Annotated in this window: 19 protein-coding genes; 4 read left to right on the plus strand and 15 right to left on the minus strand. The window is 41.7% G+C overall.

Annotation, left to right across the window (positions count from 1 at the left end):
- Positions 1–148: 148 nt before the first annotated feature.
- Positions 149–2,917, minus strand: a complete 2,769-nt coding sequence (locus tag HN980_03695; protein ID MBT6928581.1) for a hypothetical protein — start codon at positions 2,915–2,917, stop codon at positions 149–151.
- A gap of 273 nt (positions 2,918–3,190) precedes the next feature.
- Here HN980_03695 and gmd point away from each other — a divergent pair, with 273 nt between their 5' ends.
- The 3 genes from gmd to HN980_03710 are packed head-to-tail and all read left to right on the plus strand — an operon-like array spanning position 3,191 to position 6,427.
- Complete coding sequence (gene gmd / locus HN980_03700) at positions 3,191–4,321, plus strand: GDP-mannose 4,6-dehydratase (GenBank protein MBT6928582.1); 1,131 nt, start codon at positions 3,191–3,193, stop codon at positions 4,319–4,321.
- Positions 4,311–5,285 (plus strand): GDP-L-fucose synthase, encoded by a 975-nt coding sequence (locus HN980_03705; GenBank protein ID MBT6928583.1) that lies wholly within the window; start codon positions 4,311–4,313, stop codon positions 5,283–5,285. The genes gmd and HN980_03705 overlap by 11 nt, the downstream gene beginning before the upstream one ends.
- A gap of 11 nt (positions 5,286–5,296) precedes the next feature.
- Positions 5,297–6,427 carry a hypothetical protein gene (locus HN980_03710; GenBank protein ID MBT6928584.1) on the plus strand — a complete coding sequence of 377 codons (1,131 nt, stop codon included), beginning with the start codon at positions 5,297–5,299 and terminating at the stop codon, positions 6,425–6,427.
- 102 nt (positions 6,428–6,529) lie between these two features.
- On the opposite strand, the gene HN980_03715 is transcribed toward HN980_03710, so the two are convergent.
- The 13 genes from HN980_03715 to HN980_03775 are packed head-to-tail and all read right to left on the minus strand — an operon-like array spanning position 6,530 to position 18,967.
- The gene (locus HN980_03715; protein MBT6928585.1) at positions 6,530–7,759 is read right to left on the minus strand and encodes a glycosyltransferase family 4 protein; all 1,230 of its coding nucleotides are present in this window, start codon (positions 7,757–7,759) and stop codon (positions 6,530–6,532) included.
- Positions 7,741–8,493, minus strand: coding sequence for a class I SAM-dependent methyltransferase (locus HN980_03720; GenBank protein ID MBT6928586.1), 753 nt, complete (start codon positions 8,491–8,493; stop codon positions 7,741–7,743). Before HN980_03720 ends, HN980_03715 begins: the two co-directional genes overlap by 19 nt.
- Complete coding sequence (locus HN980_03725) at positions 8,490–9,602, minus strand: DegT/DnrJ/EryC1/StrS family aminotransferase (protein MBT6928587.1); 1,113 nt, start codon at positions 9,600–9,602, stop codon at positions 8,490–8,492. Before HN980_03725 ends, HN980_03720 begins: the two co-directional genes overlap by 4 nt.
- Positions 9,599–10,030, minus strand: coding sequence for a hypothetical protein (locus tag HN980_03730; GenBank protein MBT6928588.1), 432 nt, complete (start codon positions 10,028–10,030; stop codon positions 9,599–9,601). The genes HN980_03725 and HN980_03730 overlap by 4 nt, the downstream gene beginning before the upstream one ends.
- Position 10,031: 1 nt before the next feature.
- Positions 10,032–11,633 carry a hypothetical protein gene (locus HN980_03735; protein MBT6928589.1) on the minus strand — a complete coding sequence of 534 codons (1,602 nt, stop codon included), beginning with the start codon at positions 11,631–11,633 and terminating at the stop codon, positions 10,032–10,034.
- 28 nt (positions 11,634–11,661) lie between these two features.
- A complete protein-coding gene (locus HN980_03740) occupies positions 11,662–12,768 on the minus strand; it encodes an aldehyde dehydrogenase (protein MBT6928590.1) in 1,107 nt (368 codons plus the stop codon).
- Positions 12,769–12,776: 8 nt separating this feature from the next.
- Entirely contained in the window at positions 12,777–13,502 is a 726-nt protein-coding gene (locus HN980_03745) for an HAD family hydrolase (protein ID MBT6928591.1), read from the minus strand.
- Positions 13,503–14,399 (minus strand): sugar phosphate isomerase/epimerase, encoded by an 897-nt coding sequence (locus tag HN980_03750; GenBank protein ID MBT6928592.1) that lies wholly within the window; start codon positions 14,397–14,399, stop codon positions 13,503–13,505.
- The gene (locus HN980_03755; GenBank protein MBT6928593.1) at positions 14,392–15,159 is read right to left on the minus strand and encodes an SDR family oxidoreductase; all 768 of its coding nucleotides are present in this window, start codon (positions 15,157–15,159) and stop codon (positions 14,392–14,394) included. The genes HN980_03750 and HN980_03755 overlap by 8 nt, the downstream gene beginning before the upstream one ends.
- 15 nt (positions 15,160–15,174) lie before the next feature.
- The gene (locus tag HN980_03760; GenBank protein ID MBT6928594.1) at positions 15,175–15,981 is read right to left on the minus strand and encodes an SDR family oxidoreductase; all 807 of its coding nucleotides are present in this window, start codon (positions 15,979–15,981) and stop codon (positions 15,175–15,177) included.
- Complete coding sequence (locus tag HN980_03765) at positions 15,944–16,723, minus strand: NTP transferase domain-containing protein (protein ID MBT6928595.1); 780 nt, start codon at positions 16,721–16,723, stop codon at positions 15,944–15,946. Before HN980_03765 ends, HN980_03760 begins: the two co-directional genes overlap by 38 nt.
- Positions 16,720–17,976, minus strand: coding sequence for a glycerate kinase (locus HN980_03770; GenBank protein ID MBT6928596.1), 1,257 nt, complete (start codon positions 17,974–17,976; stop codon positions 16,720–16,722). The genes HN980_03765 and HN980_03770 overlap by 4 nt, the downstream gene beginning before the upstream one ends.
- Before the next feature lie 4 nt (positions 17,977–17,980).
- The gene (locus HN980_03775; GenBank protein MBT6928597.1) at positions 17,981–18,967 is read right to left on the minus strand and encodes a nucleotide-diphospho-sugar transferase; all 987 of its coding nucleotides are present in this window, start codon (positions 18,965–18,967) and stop codon (positions 17,981–17,983) included.
- Positions 18,968–19,113: 146 nt separating this feature from the next.
- Between HN980_03775 and HN980_03780 the strand changes: the two genes are divergently transcribed.
- On the plus strand, positions 19,114–20,079 hold the full coding sequence (locus HN980_03780; GenBank protein ID MBT6928598.1) for a glycosyltransferase: 966 nt from the start codon (positions 19,114–19,116) through the stop codon (positions 20,077–20,079).
- Positions 20,080–20,088: 9 nt separating this feature from the next.
- Here HN980_03780 and HN980_03785 read toward each other — a convergent pair.
- The coding region (locus tag HN980_03785) for a glycosyltransferase (protein MBT6928599.1) at positions 20,089–21,136 on the minus strand (1,048 nt) is incomplete at its 5' end.

Here is a 21,136-nt window from a genome sequence, read left to right on the forward strand (position 1 = left end):
AAATGCATCGAATCTGCATTAGTTCGGAGCTCGGAATAGGAATTTCTACCACGGAGCCACGGAGAACACAGAGAACGAAACTGGCTGGGTGATTCCCCCAGACCCCCTTTTTTGAGCTGGTCACTGGTCACTGATTACTGGCCACTGTCTACACCACTCCCATTATAGGATTTGAGTATATAGGATCTGTTATTGTAGGCTCTATCCACAGCGGCGCGTGTTTTTTCTTCAGCGCTGCCAGCTTAAGCTTCATCGTATCCATAAGCACCTTGTCGGAGGTCTCAAAGGAAGGCTCGGAGTCGGCGCCTTCGGTGTATGGGGTGTATATCTCTTTGTATGCATTCTGGGCCTGCTGCCTGTCGTATATCGTCCATGATTTACATGCTTCGAAGGTGACTTTTTCCACCTCTTTCAAGGCGGCCTTGTTTTTGACGTTGTTGAGGTCGACTCCGGGCTCTAGCAATCCTCGTCGTTTTGCTTCTTCGAAGAAAAGCACTGCGCGGAAACCGGCTTTTGTGCTTGCCCATGGGCAGTTTCCGGCCTTTTGTAGTTTTTGTCTAGCGACATGTATTCGTTTTAAGCCTAACTGTTTTGCCAAGCTTTTTTCTCCGGCATTTTGGTCCACGGCATCTTGGGTGTCGGACACCTTCTCGCTAGTTCCCACGACATCAAACCAACCTTCCTCTATGTCAATATACAACTGTTTCAACGCCGCTTCCAAATTTTCGGGACTTCCTATCTTCATCATCTGCATTCCTGATGTCTCCTCGCTGATGCCACCGCCCCTGTTGCATATCGCCAGATATTTTCCTGAAAGAACTATCGTTGAAAAATGGTTTTTCGTGTGAACAGGAAGTAATATTGTCTCTCCTCTATTATGGCGCTGTACGACATCTTTTATCCAGACATTTCTTGCCTTCTTATCTTTCTTAAAAATACTCGACAGCGGGTCTGTAGAATATTTTTCTAAGACCGGCATAGCCTGTGAAAGCATTGTTTTGCTCTCAGCTGGAAGCTGTTCTTCTTGCGATAAACGCCTTACAGAATGAGATATTATTTGGGGAACGATTGATAAGATAGTTTCCCTCTTCAATCCTGACCTTGGGTCATTGCTTAACTTGCCAAGATAGCTTTTTTTTATTCTTGTTTTTTCTTCACTACCCTCATCATCTTTTTCGCTCATGCCAAATCTTAAGTTGCATATCTTCCACAAGGCTCCTTCTCGTAATTTCTTAAATATCACCTCTGAAGATCTACTCTCCCTTATCGTTGATAAAACCATCTGCCTAAACCCGTCGCTAAATTTCAATATATCGTTTAACACTCTTTCAGCGTCGATGTCTGATTGTTCCGTAATATAACCAAGTACCAACATCAACGAGCGCTTTAATTTGCCCTTGCTATCATATTGATATTCAACAGCCGCCTTCCACCCTTCCATGGGGTCGGCGCCTTTATCAAGGCACAATTTCATAATCTTTATTCTTAATACTGAATATTCAAGACACTCCATTAGGCCCTTGGTAGCGTCGGCGCCTTTGAGCAAATATTTTTCCGCCTTCTTCTTGCTACCAGACCTAATAGCTTTTATCAGCTTTTTGGTAGCTGCTTTCTTATATTCGGTGGCTGCTTTCTTATATTCGGAACACAAACGCCCCATGCCTGGTTTATTAAAAATCCTAGCTGCTTCTTTTCCTCTTTCAGCATCAACACCGCGATTCAAGAAAAACTTCACAAATTTCTCGTTTTCATAATAAATAGCCGTATCCAGTCCTCTATCCATGCTTAAAACGATATTATCAAAAACAAATTTCGCTAGATCTTCATCGTCTTCTTTTATAACTATTGACAATATCATTGATTCAAGATCTTTTCCCTTGTCAACGAGACACAGCTTTATCATCTCTATATTTTTTGCCTTTACAGCCGTTTCCAGTCCCTCAGAACCAAGTGCTCCACTGCTAATACTTTTTCGTGCTTTCTTTAAGTCGCCTTTAATAATAGCTTCTTTAAATTCTTCTTCTGCTTTTCCTATATACTGAAGGCATATATGAAAGATACCTGCGTGCTCTGCTACCCCCTCTTTAAGAGCATTTCTAGGGTTAGCGCCTTGACTTAACAAAGCCTTTATCTGTTTTTTATCTCTTCTTCGGGAGGCTTCTTTCAATTCTTCGTTAACACTGCGGATTTCTTTCCCTCCATCCGCAACCGCCGTTCTCGATTCACTTCTAAAATTACGACAACGTGTTTCTATATCTTTCCTCCCCAGTCGTTCGGCAAGATCTATCCCTTTGCTGGCGTCGGCGCCATTTTCAAGGCATAGCCTCACTATCTCTATATCACCACCGCTCCAGATAGCCTCTTCTAGGCCAACTGTAGGATCAGCACCTTTTTCGAGGAAAAATTTGACTTGTTCTTTATTTCCTTCTTTAACAGCTTTCTCCAAGCCTTCGTTAAGATCAATGCCGGTAGGTTCTTTTTGGACTTCGTCAGCATCTTGTACTTGGACATCAATATCTTCCAAGCCAACAGTGCACTCGCTTTTCGCTATCTTTTCTTTGTTTAATGCAACCAAGGCGCTATCGACGACGGCGCCCTCTTCCACGGACTGTTCAACAGCGCTCTCTTCCCCTGTTTGTCCTTCTTGCTTTTTCAAAACGCCCCTAAGCGCCCTATCGACGATGACGTTGATAAGCGGGATGTAAAGCAACATCCCAGTAACGAGACGTCCTATCCTATCGAGAACGTTTGCGTCCTTGATTTCTACGCCTTTGTCGCTTTTGAATATTTTCAGTGCTATACCGGAGACCTTGGCATTTTTTGCGAAGGCGCCTTTAAGGTGTGCTTTGGCGTCATCCATAGGACGAGAAAATATTTTGCCTCGATTAGTATAGTCTCCTGTAGACCACAGTCCCATATGTTTTCTCCTTGATATGCGGCGTAGCCGCATTTCAGTGTTTTTTATAGCGGATAGTTATAGCGGATAGCGGATAGAACCCCAAAAGCCTATTCCTAACTTCTTTTATACTCTACGCGCTACGCTATTCCTATACGCTACTCATTATATCTATTGATTTGACGTTAACATATGTAAATAAAAAATCCAAACATTATACCTGTACAAAAATGGTATGAAGTCGCACACTGGTTATGGTTATAATATAAAAAACAACAAAGACAGGAGTATATCATGACAAAAAAAGCTTTGATAACGGGAATCACCGGGCAGGACGGAGCATATCTTGCTAAATTTCTTCTTGATAAGGGTTATATCGTCCATGGTATCAAGCGGCGTTCGTCACTAATCAACACCGACCGTATCGACCATCTGTATGAAGAGATACAGACTGCCGAGACGTTCATCCTACACCATGGTGATATGACCGACTCTACGAGTCTTATACGTATCATCCAGGAAGTCCAGCCTGACGAGATCTACAACCTCGCTGCACAGAGCCATGTTGCCGTATCTTTCGAAGCGCCAGAATACACGGCGAATTCCGATGCCATAGGGGTTCTGCGTATCCTCGATGCCATCAGAATTCTTAAGATGGAAAAGAAAGTTAAATTTTATCAAGCATCGACGTCGGAGCTTTATGGTCTTGTCCAAGAGTCTCCACAAAGTGAGACGACGCCCTTCTATCCGCGCTCTCCTTATGGTGTAGCCAAGCTTTATGGGTATTGGATAACGGTAAACTACCGCGAAGCCTATGGAATATACGCCTGTAATGGCATCCTCTTCAACCACGAGTCCCCTCTTCGTGGAGAGACATTTGTAACCAGAAAGATAACGCGCGCTGTCGCTGCTATAGCTTATGACATGCAAGAGTGTCTTTATGTTGGGAATCTCGACGCGAAACGCGACTGGGGTCATGCCCGCGACTATATCGAAGCTATGTGGCTTATGCTGCAGCAAGACACTCCTGAGGACTATGTCATCGCCACTGGCGAGCAGCATTCCGTTAGGGAATTCATAGAAAGATCTTTCGATTATGTCGGCATTGACATAGCATGGCATGGTGAAGGCGTTGAAGAGTATGGCGTTGCCACCGTCCGTGACGATGCTTCTCATTATTACAATGGCAAGACTGTTGTTAAGGTCGACGCCCGCTATTTCAGGCCTACGGAAGTTGAGACTCTTCTCGGCGATCCTACTAAGGCGAAGAAAAACCTAGGATGGGTAGCAAAGACATCGTTCGAAGAGCTCGTCAATGAGATGATGGAATCAGACCTCGAAGGAATGGCTCCTCTTATTATGGACTACGACGACGACGAAGAAGAAGAGATCATCAACGAGAAGGTCCCTACCGATGTCACATAATATCATTCCACATGATGCCAAGATATACGTAGCAGGTCATCGTGGTCTTGTAGGGTCATCGATTGTTCGCCGTCTTGAAAAAGAGGGCTATACTAACATCGTAGTACGCACTCATGATGACCTCGATCTCACCGATCAGCGTGCTGTTAAAGCTTTCTTCGAAGATGAGAAGCCTGAAAACGTCTTCCTTTGTGCCGCTAAGGTTGGTGGTATCTTAGCCAACGACACATACCCTGCGGAGTTCATCTATGAGAACCTTGCTATACAGCAAAACATCATACACGAATCGTGGCGTTGTGGCGTGCAGCGTCTGATATTCCTTGGATCTTCGTGTATATATCCTCGCGGATGCCCACAGCCTATGAAAGAGGAATGTCTTCTTACTGGTACTCTTGAGAAGACAAACCGTCCATATGCCATCGCCAAGATTGCTGGCATTGAGATGTGCTGGGCGTATAATAGGCAATACAGCACGAAATTTTTGGCTGCCATGCCAACGAATCTCTATGGCCTTAACGATTCTTATCACCCTGAGAATTCTCACGTACTTCCTGCATTACTTCGAAGGTTCCATGAAGCCAAAGAGTCTGGATCTCCTTCCGTGACGTGTTGGGGAACTGGGGCGGTACGAAGGGAATTCCTTTATAGCGACGACGTTGCCGATGCTTTGTTTATGCTTTTCAGCCTCGATGATGATGCTTATGATGCTATTGTCGGTTCTGAAGAAGTCCCTCCTCTTATCAATATCGGCTGTGGCGAAGATATGACGATAAAAGAACTCGCCGAAGCGATCGCCGATGCTGTCGACTATCGTGGTGAGATCTTATGGGATACTAGTCGTCCTGATGGAACGCCGCAGAAGCTCCTCGACATCACGAAGATCAAGTCGTTGGGATGGTCTTCGACGACATCGTTGAAGGAAGGTCTTAAGAAAAGTTATGCTGACATGATCAAAAAAATATAGCGTTCATTATAATGATCTTTACACTAAAACTTTTCGGTTCTATTTTTGTTACTATCACTGTCGTTTTTTTCATGTGGCGCTGGTTATTAATAAGAAAATTTCGAAGAAATTCCGTAACAATATTGGCGATAAAACATAACTGCGGAAGACTTTGTAACCAGCTATGGAATTTTACGAATTTATACAGCTACTGTCTCGAGAAAAAATATAGGTTCTACAATCCAAGTTTTCACCAATACGCTCATTATTTCCCAAGACTTCAATATAATGTCGGCATATCGCCTGCAAATGCAAAAAAAAATAAGCTCTTTTATGTTAAAAAATTACATTACTACTATTGGAAAATTTTAAGGCATTTATTTCTAAAAACAAAAAAAAATATTCGCATAGAAGTTAAAAGAAGCGACAATCGCGTTCCTCTTCCTCCCACGCCGTCGAACATATTTGATAACAAATATCAATATCAATATCAATATCAATACTTTATCGACAAAAAAGAATATTCTGAAGCCGATGATTTGTTTTTCTCAGATTTAAAACCGGGACTATACACTCTTCACGGCTGGAAATTTTATAATCCTATAGGAATAGATAAATTTCGCCAAGAACTTCTCGCTCTTTTCAAACCGCGCTCCGACATCATCACTACAATAGATGCTTTTTGGGAAGACATCGAAAAGGAGAAGTTAGTCATAGGAGTTCATATTCGACATACTGATTATAAAGAGTTTGAAAATGGGGCGCGTTTTATCTCTATAGCACAATATAGAGAATATATGGGAACGCTGGCAAAACGCTATAATCATTACAATCCCCTGTTCATTATATATAGCGACGAGCACAGAAATAATAGTGAATTTCCGGGAATGCGTTGTAAAATCTCCAAGGGTAATATGATTGAAGATTTATATTCTATGGCAAAATGTGATCTTATTATCGGCCCACGAAGCACCTACAGCAAATGGGCAGCGTGGTATGGTGATGCCATACTATATATTCTCAATGACAAAAATATAGATTTCGAATTCATCGACAACGATGTTAAAGACAAAATGAACGATAAAAATAACACGTATAACGATTCTATTTGTCGACAACAAAAATACAGCGCTGCTGATAAACTTCTTGAAGAGGGATTCTAATGTCACGGCCACGTATTGCTTTTCTGGGGCGTCAGCCGCATGAGAACGTGTAAATCAGCAGATGAATTGCTAAAATATTGTGTTAGTTCGCAATCATGGATATTATTGCCAGCATTCTCGTAGGATTCTATAGTCTTCGATGATGTTGATGATGACACGCGAGAAATCTTCTTCGCTCCACTGTGATAGAATCTTTTTTCCTAGCGCCTTTTTCTTTTCGACGACTTTTTTGTCTTTTTGTATCGTTATGAGGTGTTCTGCGAGGCTTTTTGGGTCTTGGAGATCCATAAGAAAAGCAGCATCGCCGACCTGATCTTTAAGTCCTTCGAGGTCGGAATAACAAACTGGGCATCCGTATAGGAAGGCTTCTAGTGGTGGTATGTTTGTGGGTCCGAAATATGTCGGCATTACCAGTGAAAGCGACTGCTTATACAGCGATGGCATTTCTTCATTATCGACAAAGCCGAGATAGTGTATCTGCTCGGCGATGCCAAGTTCTTCGGCTTTCTGCAAGATATCTTTTAGGTTTCCTTTATCTGATCCCGTGAATATAGCGTCGATTTTTATATCGTGGTTTTCTTTAAGGGCCTTAAGAGCTTTAAGTATATATATATGATTTTTATGTGCCCAGAACTGCGCAGGATAGAAAATGTAATCGTTGGCAATGGAGTATTTTTTCTTGATATCGATGTCAACAGCAACGCTTTTCCCTTCTGCCGCCGGCAGAAAAGGCAATACATGTATGCGTTTATCATCGATACCATAGCGTCTGATAATATTGTCTTTGCTGAGGGGTGCATCGACGGTTATCGCCGCAGCTTTTTTCAGTCCTGTGGTGTATAGTTTTTCTCTTCTTTCGAACTCGTCATTTTTTCTTATTTCCGGGAATTCGTTATAATCTCTATGGCACAGGTCCCATACTGTCATGACGTATGGCAATGTTTTGAAATCTAGCACTTGCATTGATGGTGCGAAAAAATATACGAGATCTATGTCGAAGACCTTCATCAAGATCTTTTCTATAGAATGTTTTGGCAGTGGCATTCTTTTTACTATGCTTGACAGTAGGTGTTTTTTTGAAGGGTGTTTTTTATCTTTAGGCATCGAGAGCGTCTCTCTTATGCATAAGACCTCTATACCTTCTTTTTTATATGCTTCTGCGACGTCGTGATAAAAGGCGAAGAATATGTAGTTGACGTTGTCCGGCTGGTATTTTTTCAGTGCCCGTATTGCTCTACAGCAGTACTGGAACCCCCCTCCTGAGGTAGGTTTAGCGTCGACAAAAAAAGCTATGTTTATACCAGCTCTTGGTGTTATTTTTTTACTATCCATACAACATTCCAGCTTTCAAAATTTGGTTGTTTATCATCCATCCATACTTTTGTTTCTACGACATCGAATCCTATCTTATCGCATATCATTGAGAGTTCTGTGTCGAATAGGTATCTCATGGTGTGAAGTTCTTTTTTTCTTGTCACTTCATGTGAGCTTTTATCTTCTATAAAAACGTCGAAATTTACATCTACGACATTGCGTTCGGGGTACATTACTGGCTCTGACAGCCTTGTAACTTTGATGTCATCGTTTTCAAGTCTTTTTATCTTCGTGGCGGGTTTATCGCTGAGGACGGCAGGCCCATACCAGAAGTCGAAGACGAAGACTCCCCCGTCTTTAAGGTGGTTATATACGCCTTCAAAAGCTTTTATTAGGGCTTCATTGGTAGTTTGGTATGACATGACGTGGAACAACGAGACGATGGTATCGTATTTTTCATCGAGTTTCATCGCTGTGACGTCGGCCTTGCTAAAGGTGACATTATCTGATTTTGACTGTTTCCGTGCTATAGCCAGCATATCTTCGCTAAGGTCTATGCCATGGACGGCGTAGCCCATATCGGCAAAAATTTCTGCATGTTTTCCTGTACCACATCCTACGTCCAGCATTGTATTAGCCGTGGCGTTGTATTTTTTTATAAGACTGTCGACGAACTTTGCTTCTGCTTTATAATCTTTATCGTTATATAGCAGGTCGTAGTATCCTGCGTATAGATCTCCAAATTGACTCATACAAACACCACCTTATGTAATGATTCGCTAACTTTCGCCATCTGTTCTTCTGTGATGGCCATACCGCTGGGGATATATAATCCTTTTTCGTAGAGATTTTCTGCTATAGGGTGTTGTTCTTCTACGAACATTCCCATGTTCTTAAAGACTGGCTGTTTATGCATGGGGCAGAAAAATGGCCTTGTCCCTATGGTATATTCCTTCAGGGCCATCATTATATCTTCTGCTGTTTTATTACACTCTTCTTTTATCAAGATCCCGAAGACCCAGTAGATATTATTAGAGTAGTCGGTTTTCTCCAGTGGTAGTTGTATGGCATCGATATCGCTCAGCAGGTCTGTATACATCTTCCCTATGTAGCGTTTTTTCTCTACGAATTCTTCGATTCTTTCTAGCTGTGCCACGCCGAGGGCGGCTTGGATGTTCGACATCCTGAAATTGTATCCTAGTTCTTCGTGGACGAATCTTTTCTTGCCTTGGAAGCATAGGTTTTTTAGGCTTTTACATCTTTCGTGGAGCTCATCGTCGTCGCATAGGACCATCCCTCCTTCGCCAGTGGTGATATGTTTGTTGGGGTAGAAGCTAAAAATGCTGATATCGCCGAAGGATCCGCATTTTTTGTTCTTATATTCTTGCCCAATCATTTCTGCGGCGTCTTCGATGATTTTAAGGTCGTATTTCTTTGCCAATGCCATAATGGGGTCTATGTCGACGGGAAGACCGTAGATATGTACGATCATTATCGCTTTAGTCTTTGGTGTTATCTTCGCCTCGATATCTGCGGCGTTCATATTCCATGTTGTGGCGTCGCTGTCGACGAGGACAGGCGTTACGCCATGCCTTACGAGGGCTTGTGCACAGGAGATTATTGTGAATGTTGGCATTATCACTTCGTCGCCATCGTGAAGTTTCAGTGCTGCTACGGCGAGCTCTAGCGCTGCTGATCCATTAGTAACAGCGACGGCATGTTTTCTTCCTACATACTGTGCCATACCTTCTTCGAATCTCTTCACGAAGGGACCTTCTGAGCTTATCCATCCGGTGTCGATGCATTCTGACAGGTATTTTTTTTCGTTGCCGTCAAGTAACGGCTCGTTAACTGGTATCATTGGTTTATCTCTATGTTTTCTTTTTTGACGGGCTCGAACCTTTCCTTGTCTCTTTCTCCGGCGTATGGTCCTTGTTTTATCTCTATAATCTCGCTTTCTTCTATCATCTCGAAGCCATGGCCGCCGTGAGCTAATAAGACGACATCGCCCTTGTTGAGGATCCTACTTTCTAGGTAGTTTCTATCGTCGTCGTAATAGTCTACACGGACTTTACCGCTACGGATGAGAAGGACTTCTTGTGTCAAAGAGACGTTTCTTTCCACGTGGTTATGAACGTGGGGGTCTATAACGTAATCTTTCTCGCGTTTCATATATGCTAGCTGCTGTGAGAAATCGTCGGGGGTAAAGAATTTTATTCCTTCGGAGTCATAGTTTGCCCTTATTATTATCGACAGCACGATGTCATTATGTCGTATTTCTTCTATCATTTTATGCGTATCTCTCATTATATCGTTTTACAGCTTTGTTATATTCTTCGACGAAGTTTTTGTCGTTCTCGACCTTATTGATAAAGTCGCTGATATCTTCTGCGGAGCGTAGTATAGGAAAGCCAATATTTGTGTAGTCGTAGAAAAATTCTTTTCTCTTGACGAGGCTTACCGAGGCGATAATCTTTCCTTGTTGTGCAGAGGTCAGTAGTGTCTGTGAATGATCTCCGAAGATTATATCCGATGTTTTCATTTCTTCTTTTATCGTCGTAGGAGCCATGGAGACTTCTCCATCTTTTATGAAATTCTCTCCTTCTTTTTTTGCACCGTCAGAGACGACGAAGTTCGGCAAGGCTATCTCTTTGGCATATTCAATAATTCGATCTATAGAACGAACACCTTGATGGTTTGGGTGCAGCCACAATGGATGCGGTCTATATACGAACTGTATATGTGGATTTTTCCGTGCTGCTTCGACGAAAGCCATAAAGGCAAGGTCTTCGTCGGAGCGGTTCTTAAGCGCCGTCCAGTCCCCTGTCCCGCTCGACAAAAAGACGGCCTTTTTCAGCGGACGGCTTACATGTTCTACCGGTAGTAGGGGCATCTTCCTAAAGCCTTCCCATTTTTCATGTTTTAGTCCGTGCCTTTCAAAGATGCCTTTCGACAGATCATCCCACACGAAATATCTGTCGGCCCATATCCTATATTTCAGATACACGCTAGGGTAGTAGCTTGGCAAGAAACCATCTTGAAGGTATGCCATAGTATTACCGAGGAATAGTGTCATGTATCCATATATATCGTTATCTTCATGTATCGGCGCGATGATGTCATAGACATTGTAGCCTTTGATGGCTTTCAGCACCGAAGATGCCGTGTGCGCCAACACGTTGAAGAGATGATACGGTTTCTTGGCGTTCCTTCTTTTATATAAGAGGGTTTTCTTACAAAGCTTTTTTATTATATATAGTAATATCTTCTCCCAGCGAGGAATCTGCGCTATTATTGCTTTATCGTCGTCGAGGTATTGTTTTACCCTGTTTATACTTCCATAGAAGTAATATTTTTTGCCCCCTACTTTAATGATAGCATTCTCAGAAAAAACCCTTTGTAGGAATGGTTTTTTCTTACGGACTTTGCGTACTGGTTTTATATGTTCGTAATCGTGAGTGATACGTTCTTCGAAATCATGTCCTTTCCAAACGTCTTTGTCTATTCCGAGATCATCGGCGAGGAGTATTTTTTCTTTGAGGTCATATTTGTCAGCAAGGTTCTTATATACGGTCTCGTTTTTCAGCCTCTTAATAGCCTTGTAATATTGTGTAAGCTTATCTTCTCGTGTCCCATATTTTTCGAGGACAACCTTGTCGGCTTCACCATCACAATATTCCATCTCCTCTTGAGAGAGAAATTCATAAAACGAGACGAAACATAGTTTTTTATTACAATGCTGTTGTATTTTTTCGCGTTCTTTGTCGAAGAGCAGGTGTGTTGACAAGCAATATGTTGTGATATCGTTGTCTTTTATGGCGTTAATCGCCAAGGCCAGCGCCTCAGAAGGCGTCGTCAACGAAAAAACTATTATATTACTCTGCGGCTTCATTGTTCTATGCGATGGTATTTTTTAATTTTTAGACAGTATTTCCTGCATAATTCTTCTCTTCTTTGCTGTTATCCAATGCTATATCAGCATAATAGTTATAATGTTCTGCTACTAGGACCACAAGGTCAACGACTCTGCTGCTATATCCCCATTCGTTGTCATACCAATACACCATTTTAAGTAGGTTCTTATTTTCTACTTTCGTCCATCGATGGTCTATTATTACGGAAAAGTCTTCTTGAGCATAGTCCATTGAAGTCAAAGGCTCTTCGCTATTTTTTATGACGTGGTATTTTTGTTCTTTTTCGAAGTCATCAAAACGTCCTTTAAGGTCTTCGGGGCATATTTCTTTATCAAGCTGCAAAATCAAGACGGCGCTCGACACTATACTTGTCGGCACTCTATATGAAAAAGACTGTATTTTCTGTGATAGATTCGGGAAGACATGCTCTGCAGCGAGTATCGCCGATGTCGACTTTGGTATAAGGTTGTTTATCGAGGAGCGCCCTAGAGCATAATGAGAATATATATCTCCGGGCTGCGACCATGACGCCGAAGGTCCGTCGAGAAGGTTCTGATACCCTAGCCAAGGGTGTAGCGTCGTTAAGAACCCTCCTTCGATGTTGTGACTTCCCTGTATAAGCTTTAGTAGTGGCGACAGTGATATTGTATCGCATATGCTAGAAGACAAAATTCTATGTTCTTTTGGGTCGAATTCATCTTCATTGACGCCAAATATTATTGTCTTAACGTCGCCACCAGCAGCGTTTGTTATAATGAAATGTTTTACATTGGTGACATCGTCAGACTTTATTGCCTCAAGGTTGCTGCTCACTCCTGACGAGTCGATGACGATGTCTACATTATAGTCGTCCCAAGGAACGTCTAGGATATTTTTAGAATGGTATACATCGATTTTTTTGTCTTCGATTATAAGAGAATTGTCATCGCATGTGACATTTTTATTGAGCCTTCCATATGTGGTATCATATTGCAGAAGATATGCTATATTTTTTATGTCGGGATTGATGTCATTGATGACGACGACTTCCATATCCTCTGATAGCTCGTTTATCCTAAAGATTGCGCGTCCTATACGTCCGAAACCATTAATTCCTACTCTTATCTTTTTCATTATAACCTCTAATTGTTAGAAATTTCTGCAAGGCAGTTGATTTGTTTAAAATGATATGTCGTTGTAGTGTCAACATACCCCCACTTTGCAAGAAGTGCTGTTATATTAAGTTCTTTCATAGCACCTACATCTTTTAGATGGCCGGTGTTATCATCAACGAAGATAAGCTCACATTCATTAAGATCGATATTATAATCGGCGACCAGTTTTTTTATTAGCACTCTTTTATCGTTGGAGATCTCTTTAGAATATATATCGCGAATTTTATGACGATATCCATGTGCTGAAGATATTTTTTCTACAGACTCTTTGTCTTTATTGGTGACGATATAAATGTCTTCGGAATCGATATCCATAAGCTGTGTGGTGCTTTCGTATGTTTTGTGGAGCGATATCCAATGTTCTATATCTTTTCTTAAGGTGCCGCGGTGTGAGAAAAAAGCATCATGAAAAGCCTTTGAGTCCTTAAAGTGCTGTTTTCTAAGGAGTTCGAAAGCCTCTTCGTCGAGGGCAGCTTTATTGCTGTAGGCTTCCCACAGGAGGAGGTATTCATATGCTGGTCTTACGAGGTATCGGTTTTTGACAAAAAAGCTTCTACCTTCGGGTTTTATTTCGTCGGCATTAGTTATTGAGGTGCCATAGTATGCGTTATAGCTTACTATCATGCATTCTTCTATGCTATCGCATAGCACGCCGTCGAAATCAAAAAGGTATATTTTCTTTTTTGTGGTCATCTATACCATAGCCTTTAATGTTTCGCCACATGGGCCTATCTGTTCTTGCATGTTGTCGAAATTACATTCTACTGTAGCATTACCGTTATATCCGTTATCTTTCAAGGCTCCAAAAAACTCTATGAAGTCGAAACTATCTTCTTGCTGTAAAGATCCTGGCCATCTACGATCTTCGGGTTGTGCAAGGTGCAGATGCAAGACTTTATCGATAATATCAGGTATTTCTTCTATAACGTTTCGTTTTTGACGGTATGCGTGGAAAGTATCTATCACGATACCTATGCTTGTGGCGTCGACCTTACATGCGATGTTATATGCTTCTTCTAATGTGTTGATATAATTACATTCTTCTGTATTCAAAGACTCGATAACAAGCTTTAGGTCGTATTTATTTCTTTCTATGATTTCTGCTGCGGTGTTCAGGAAGTTAAGGATATCTTGTTCAGCGTTTTCGTATGAATATCCTTCTGGGACATTCCGTGAATCTCCGCTACCAAAGACTATGACATCTCCGCCGATCTTACTACAATTTAAAAACACGTTTTCTAGGTATTCTCGTATCTTTATTTTGTCGGTATTGGGCCCTACGACTTTTAATGTCGCCGGCATAAGGCTACAGAACGAGCCTACTGTCATGTTTTTTTCTTTCACTAGAGAAAAGACATCTTCTGAAGTATATTCTTGTGATATATCGTTGATCCAAGGGATTCCAAGCTCCACATAATCGAAACCTGAATGTTTTATGATATCAATGACAATGCTTAGTTTTTCAAGGGGCTTCATCGTTTGCCATGTCGCCTCTGGGATGCCTATGGGGTTGCCACTGCCGGGGACGAAATTTGCCACCATGTCTGCGATGCCGAGTTTCAAAGAAGTTTTTCCTTTGGCATTATTCAATAGTCCATCCTCCATCGACTAGAAGGGCGTGTCCTGTGACGAAGCTACTTGCATCTGAAGAAAGGAACATCGTAGGGCCTATCAATTCCGATGCTGCCGCGAACCTTCCTAATGGCGTTCTTGATATGATGTCTTCGTATAATTCCGCGTCGTCTTTTACTGGTCGCACTAGGGGTGTATCGACAAAAGCCGGGCATATAGCGTTTACGGTAATGTTATGTTTTGCGAGGTCTAGAGCGAAAGCTTTTGTCATAGCGATCAACGCTGCCTTGCTTGCGCAATATGGCGCCAAGGAAAATCGTCCATTTCCATTCCAACATGTAATGCCTTGTGTAGAGCTGAAATTTATTATCTTGCCATAAGAGCGTTCTTTCATTACTGCTGCTGCTTTGTTGCTTATGTTGAATATCGCTTTCACGTTTAGATCTATGATATAATCCAGATCCTCCTGAGTATATTCGTCGAGTTTTTTTCGTACGTTGACTCCTGCGCTGTTGACAAGGATATCTATAGTGCCGAAGTTTGCTACAGTGTCGGCGATAATTTTTTCTACTTCTGTATTATTCGTCAAATCTGCTTTTATAATTAGCGGCTCAAAAGAATATTCTTTTACGTTATCTTTTATGATATCTTTTAAATCTTCTGATATATCTACAGCGACGAGTTTTACTCCTTCGCTGGCAAAAGCCTTGGCGATCTCAAGTCCTATACCTCCTGCCGCTCCTGTTACTATTGCTACTTTTTCTCTGACATCAAACATTTTCTGCCTTCCTTATTATTGGCTATCTTTTTTATTGTTCCATGGCGCATGCGGATTTTGTATAGAGAATTTCCCTCCACTGATATCGATATCGGCTCCTGTTATATACGAAGAGGCTTCTGAAGCCAAAAACATTACTGCTTTTGCTACTTCGTCTACGTTGCCAAAGCGTTGTAGTGAAATATCTTGGAGCATCTTTTCTCCATTGTTATCTATGGCGGGTTTTGTCATCTGAGTTTCGATGACGCCTGGGCTAAAAGAATTAACTCTTATATTATGTGGGGCCCATTCTGCTGACATGCTACGGGTGAAAGAAGCTATCACGGATTTCGACGCCGAATAAAGGGAGTATGGCATCGAAGGCATCTTTGCAGCGAACGAAGCTGCGTGGATGATGTTGCCGCCACCGTTTTTCATCATATGTTTTGCGAAAAGCTGTGAGAGAAAAAACGTCGCCTTACAATTTACATCCATAATATTATTCCAATCATCTTCGGAACAGTCTACGAGAGGTCTTCTTACTATAGTTGCTGCGTTATTGATAAGGACGTCAATTTTCTTTCCTTTTTTTTCGTGTTCTTCAAGCCACGACGCTATAGAAGCGGTGTCGCGGATATCACTTTTTATAAAGGCGTGTTTATTATCATGGTTTATATCATCGAACCATGGGGCGTCGCTTCTTGTTATGACGACGACGGCACATCCTTGGTTGATAAAGGATGTAACCAGCCCTTTTCCTATACCTTGTCCTCCTCCTGTTATAACGACGATTTTGTCGCAAAGGTCAGGATATATAACAGACTTCTTTTCTTGCGTCTTCATAGTTATTATTCTCTTCTAAAATTTTGTTCAAAAGCTCTCTAGCTCTAGGAATATCATCTTCAGTGTCGATATCTGTCCAAAGTCTTTCTTCTGTGCTATGTTTATGGATATGATATCGTGACGCCAAAAGTGGCAAGGGGTCGTGGAATCCTGCATTGATATTTTCGTTGAGCATATTCTCTGCTTCGTCGAAGAATGCCGACGACAGCTCTGCATTGAACTTATAGAGTCCTATAGCATAGCCTCCCGACTTTTCAAAAGGGATATGCCTTCCTAGGTCATATATTCTATTATCATCGATAACAGTCCCTGGAGAGTCTATTGGCGACGTTCTATAGGAATCATCGATACCTATCGCCGAAAGTCCTGTTTTTCTAGAGATCCCTTCGACTATAGCCCTATCGAGGATGAGGTCTCCGTTACAAAGGATAAATTCTTCGCCGGCGAGGACGTTTTTCGCACAATACAATGAATATAAGTTATTCGTCTCTTCATAGCGTGGGTTATATATCGGTGTGACGCAGGTTTTTTCTGATGATGTATTATCGAAGCACGACAACACCATATCATGGCAATGCCCTACGATAGGGACGAAGTCCGTTAATCCTGCATATACGAAGTTTTCAATTAGGTGGCTTAGAAGAGATTTATTATTGAGTGTTATGAGAGACTTGTGGTTATTCTCTGTAAGAGCGCCAAGCCTTCGTCCTTTTCCTGCTATTAAAAAAACTACTTTCATCATAACTCCAGCTTTTTCGTAGTAAAGTATTCTCGCAATGCTTCGCTAAATATTTTAGGAGTATTGTGCCGATATAGAAGATTTTTGTCTTCTTTATTATGCTCTTCTTCAGGAGGGTTTTCATAATATTTGTGGCAGCTGATGAGGGTAGAAACGCCACTATCGAGAATATCTTGAGGCAGTGTGAATGCTATCGAAGAAGTAAAACATTTCTTCAGCGAATCATCAACGTCGCCACACATATACACTACTGGTTTGCCATGTTTTTTTGCTAATCTACTAATTCCTATAGGTGTCTTTCCCATTAATGAATTGTCGAACCGCCCTTCTCCAGTAATGACAAGGTCGGCATTTTTAATTTTTTCTTCCAGCTTCACCAGCTCGATAAAATAGTCGACACCGAGGAGCAGCATTGTTTTAGGGAAAAGAGCTTTAAGGCTTAGGTTTATAGCTCCTGCCACCCCATAGAAACGCTGACATTGCAATGTCTTATCATCTTCTCGTGACACAGAACTTTTTCGTTCGACGACATTACAATAGCTTTGTATTCCATGAGAGAGTTTTTTGTGTATAGCGTTGCGCTCGACGTCGTATTCCGCGCTAATCTTTTGGTTTGTAGGGATATACATCTCTTCGAGGGTTATATCTCCGTCGCAAAGCGTCTTTAATGATATGGTGCCATATTTTTCCATGACGTCTTTACAATCGATATCATAGATATTTTCCAGGTCTTTTCCCGTGAAGTACTCCCCTTGCGTTGGTACAAGGATATCGTTGTTTTCATCGAGGAATCGTGCTCCTAGGGCTTGTGCCATGCCGATACCTGCATCGACGGTATTTGTCCCTCCTAGTCCTATAATAATCTCTGTGGCTCCTTTTTTTGTGGCATCATCGACAAGCTGCCCTAGCCCGAAAGAAGTAAGATTTAGAGGGTTTTTATATGCATCGTATTCCTGTGTCATCCTTAGAATTTCCGACGCTCCGACAAATGCTGTTGTATTATCGATGAGGAGATATGATACAGTTACTTTTTTTCCGTGAGGTGTTACTACATGCGGTACGTCAACCGTGATACACTGTGTATTTTGTTTCATCACATCGTGGGAATATTCTCCGCCATCGGCCATCGTGATACATTCGATATTGCAATCTATGGCATTTTTCACGGCATCTTCGAGAATCTTACATGATTCTTTAGGAGAAAAAACGTCTTTAAAAGACCCAAGAGCGATAAGGATGTTGTATTTTTTCTTCATAGCTTTACTGCTTCTTTATAAGTCTTTTAAACCTTTTCGGTGAAAACCAGCAACGCAAGCGTCGTTTTATCTTGGTGGCAAGTGGAACGTGTGTTGAATATCTGAAATTCTGGTCGTTGAATTCCCTATCTATAGCAATGAACTGTGGGTGGATTAACGGGAATGTCAGCTCGTGTAGTTTCATCGTAGAATACCTGTCGTTATCTGTCGTGGTATGTGTTGCTTCGGCAGTTCCGTGGCCGATGTTACGTATGAGATTTTTTGCTGGCATAATATTCAGAGAACTATTTATCAGCTTGGTATACGTCCACTGATAGTCCCATGTTCTTACGTTACCGTATGCCCTTCTGAAGCATTTTTCGTAGTGTTTTAACATCTTAGGCTCTCCGATGAAGAGGTCTTTGAAGAGTCCTTCTTTTACTGCCTGCGGGTAGCTTTCCATGTCGGGCTCGTATAATTTCCATGCTCTTCGCCATGACGCCCATCCCCATATGCCACCTACTCTAGCGAAGTGATAGCTGTGGTTTTCTACGTTCTCGTTTTTGGGGGCGTATGTTATCCCTGTGATATGCATCACCCTTGTATCGTCTTTATATTTGTCGAGGAGTTCTTCACAATACCAAAAAAAGCTCTGGCTTGGGAGGCAGTCGTCTTCGAGTATTATCCCCATTTCTTCGTTTTCAAAGAACCAGTCGATAGCACCGCTTACAGCCTTTTTACATCCGAGATTTTCCTCTCTTAATAGCGTCTTTACCTCGCACTTCCAGTCGATATTCGAAAGTATAAAGTTTCTGACGGCATCGACTTTCTCTGCTTCGCCGTCCGCATTGTTACGCGCGCCGTCGCTTGCGATATATAATCGTGGTGGCTGCGCCTTCCTTATCGCTTCGAAAACCTGCTCTGTGGTGCCTAACCTGCTGAAGACCAGGAACAAAACTGCCGTATCGAGTTTTTGTGGTGGAATGAATTTCGTCGTCTCTGCCATCGTCATGCCTCCGGTTCCTTTCTAGAATTTATACGCCATGCGTGCTAAATCCTTGAAAAACAAAGATATCATCTTATATCATATAAAGACGTAAATGATAGTTACCAAAAAGATAGCCGTCAAGGGAATTGGCGTGTTACAGGGCATGAATAATGAAGATTGTAGTCCTCACTGTAGGCGATAAAGACGCTGGAAGCACAAAATTTAGGATAACACAGTATATCCCCTTTCTTGAAAAGCAGGGATATTCGGTGACGCTCATCCACCAGAAAGACATTGATTCTTCTATTGTAGATGTTGTCGCCGATGCCGATGTTGTCATCAACCAAAAATGTCTTATCGCGATGTCGTTGGCGCGTAAGATTCGCGCTAATAGCAAACGTCTTATCTTCGATTTTGATGATGCTGTATATACAAGGCATGGGAAACCGTATTCTTTCATTACGCAGTGGCGCGTCAACAAACGGATACGTTTCTGGCTTAAAAATTCCGATACTGTTGTCGCGGCGAACTGCTATCTCAAAAAGTATGCTGACCGCTACAGAGACAAAGCATGCGTTATTCCTATGGCTATTGATTTTGACACTTGGAAGCCTATAAAACGTAACGATGACGATATCGTCATCGGGTGGGCAGGAGCGCCTAACAATCTATACCATCTAAAGCGTCTGGAAGCTGTCTTGTCGACGATACTAAAAAAGCATCCTCGCGTTTCTTTTAGGGTCTTTTCGGGGAAGAAACCCGACCTTGCTGTCCCCTTCTCTTATACTCCTTTTGTTCCTGGGACGGAGCATTTTTTTACGCAAGAACTCGACATCGGACTGCTCCCCCTTTCCGAAGACGACTTTTCTAAAGGAAAGTCCCCGATAAAAGCGATACAATACCTTGCCTGCGGCGTTCCTGTCGTTGGGAATATCTTTGGCGCTACGCATGAAATATTAAACAAAGAAAACAGCATCGCCGTCGAAAACGATGAAGAGTGGATCTCTGCCCTCGAAACGCTTATACAGCAGCGTTCTTTAGCGAAAACGATGGGAGAATGCGGCCGTCGTTATGTTCTTAGCATTAATGATATCAAAGCTACTCGTCAGCAATTTCTAAAGCTTCTATCTGAATAAAAACAGGCTTTAGCCCATGTTCGCATATAATTCCATATATTTTTTAGTCTGCTTAGACAAGTCATATTCCTTTTTTGCTTTCTCGATACAATTCAAAGACATTTTTTTGCGCTTATCGGAATCACTGAAGAATTCCTGAATTCTATCGCTCATTTCTTTGCTGTCAATTTTATTAACAAGATAGCCATGCGTTCCTGTTTCAATTACATCTGGGACACCACCAATATTAAAACCTACAACAGGCGTTCCACATGCTATAGACTCTATTACTGTATTAGGGAAATTATCTTGTAACGAAGGAATTACAAATAGATCTGCAGCATTGTAAGAAAGCGACAACAGCCTTTTGTCTAAAATACTATTAAAATGGATGTGTTGTAGCTCCGTGGGTAATTTTTGAGCGAAATCACCTACAGTTATAATAACATATTCTTTTGGGTCCTGTATCATATTTAATGCTTCAATAGCATATTTTGTTCCTTTTCTTTCCTCTGCTAAATCACATGCTATCAATAAAACGACCTTTTTTTTATTGGGTATATTCAAGCCCTCCCTTGCCACAGATTTTTTAATGGGCCTGAATATGTTCAGATCCACTCCGTTAGGTATATGCGAGGTAGGGAACCTTGAGAAAAACGGGCTTTTTTTTACTTTTTGTGACATCCATGAGCTTAATGTTACAATATGAAGCTGTTCCGGTGGCAATGCCTTGAAAAGCTTGTTTTTGCGCGACCATATTTTATGTGACAAATCGTTCTCGTCATTACTACACAAGCTTGGGCATGCTCCACAGCCATTAGTAAATTTATCACAGTCGTTATCATAATGACACCCACCAGTAAATGGGTTCATGTCTGCAAGTCTCCAGACAACAGGTTTATTGTATTTTTGTATTATCTTGAAAAATCTTTCGTAATCAATAAATCTGGCGACCCAATGCAAATGAACAACATCACATTCTTTTATGTCTTCAATAAATCCCTTCATATCAACTAAAGATCTATCGTCGCTGAAAATCTCTTCGGTTCTATCTTTATACTTGTTTATATCACCATTT

This window comes from Waddliaceae bacterium, assembly GCA_018694295.1.
GTDB lineage: Bacteria > Chlamydiota > Chlamydiia > Chlamydiales > JABHNK01 > JABHNK01.

What these genes read in the sequence shown, in the direction of transcription:
- HN980_03695 (MBT6928581.1), bottom strand. Translation starts at nt 2,917, where the DNA reads ATGGGACTGTGGTCTACAGGAGACTATACTAATCGAGGCAAAATATTT.
- gmd (MBT6928582.1), top strand. Translation starts at nt 3,191, where the DNA reads ATGACAAAAAAAGCTTTGATAACGGGAATCACCGGGCAGGACGGAGCA.
- HN980_03705 (MBT6928583.1), top strand. Translation starts at nt 4,311, where the DNA reads ATGTCACATAATATCATTCCACATGATGCCAAGATATACGTAGCAGGT.
- HN980_03710 (MBT6928584.1), top strand. Translation starts at nt 5,297, where the DNA reads ATGATCTTTACACTAAAACTTTTCGGTTCTATTTTTGTTACTATCACT.
- HN980_03715 (MBT6928585.1), bottom strand. Translation starts at nt 7,759, where the DNA reads ATGGATAGTAAAAAAATAACACCAAGAGCTGGTATAAACATAGCTTTT.
- HN980_03720 (MBT6928586.1), bottom strand. Translation starts at nt 8,493, where the DNA reads ATGAGTCAATTTGGAGATCTATACGCAGGATACTACGACCTGCTATAT.
- HN980_03725 (MBT6928587.1), bottom strand. Translation starts at nt 9,602, where the DNA reads ATGATACCAGTTAACGAGCCGTTACTTGACGGCAACGAAAAAAAATAC.
- HN980_03730 (MBT6928588.1), bottom strand. Translation starts at nt 10,030, where the DNA reads ATGATAGAAGAAATACGACATAATGACATCGTGCTGTCGATAATAATA.
- HN980_03735 (MBT6928589.1), bottom strand. Translation starts at nt 11,633, where the DNA reads ATGAAGCCGCAGAGTAATATAATAGTTTTTTCGTTGACGACGCCTTCT.
- HN980_03740 (MBT6928590.1), bottom strand. Translation starts at nt 12,768, where the DNA reads ATGAAAAAGATAAGAGTAGGAATTAATGGTTTCGGACGTATAGGACGC.
- HN980_03745 (MBT6928591.1), bottom strand. Translation starts at nt 13,502, where the DNA reads ATGACCACAAAAAAGAAAATATACCTTTTTGATTTCGACGGCGTGCTA.
- HN980_03755 (MBT6928593.1), bottom strand. Translation starts at nt 15,159, where the DNA reads ATGTTTGATGTCAGAGAAAAAGTAGCAATAGTAACAGGAGCGGCAGGA.
- HN980_03760 (MBT6928594.1), bottom strand. Translation starts at nt 15,981, where the DNA reads ATGAAGACGCAAGAAAAGAAGTCTGTTATATATCCTGACCTTTGCGAC.
- HN980_03765 (MBT6928595.1), bottom strand. Translation starts at nt 16,723, where the DNA reads ATGATGAAAGTAGTTTTTTTAATAGCAGGAAAAGGACGAAGGCTTGGC.
- HN980_03770 (MBT6928596.1), bottom strand. Translation starts at nt 17,976, where the DNA reads ATGAAGAAAAAATACAACATCCTTATCGCTCTTGGGTCTTTTAAAGAC.
- HN980_03775 (MBT6928597.1), bottom strand. Translation starts at nt 18,967, where the DNA reads ATGACGATGGCAGAGACGACGAAATTCATTCCACCACAAAAACTCGAT.
- HN980_03780 (MBT6928598.1), top strand. Translation starts at nt 19,114, where the DNA reads ATGAAGATTGTAGTCCTCACTGTAGGCGATAAAGACGCTGGAAGCACA.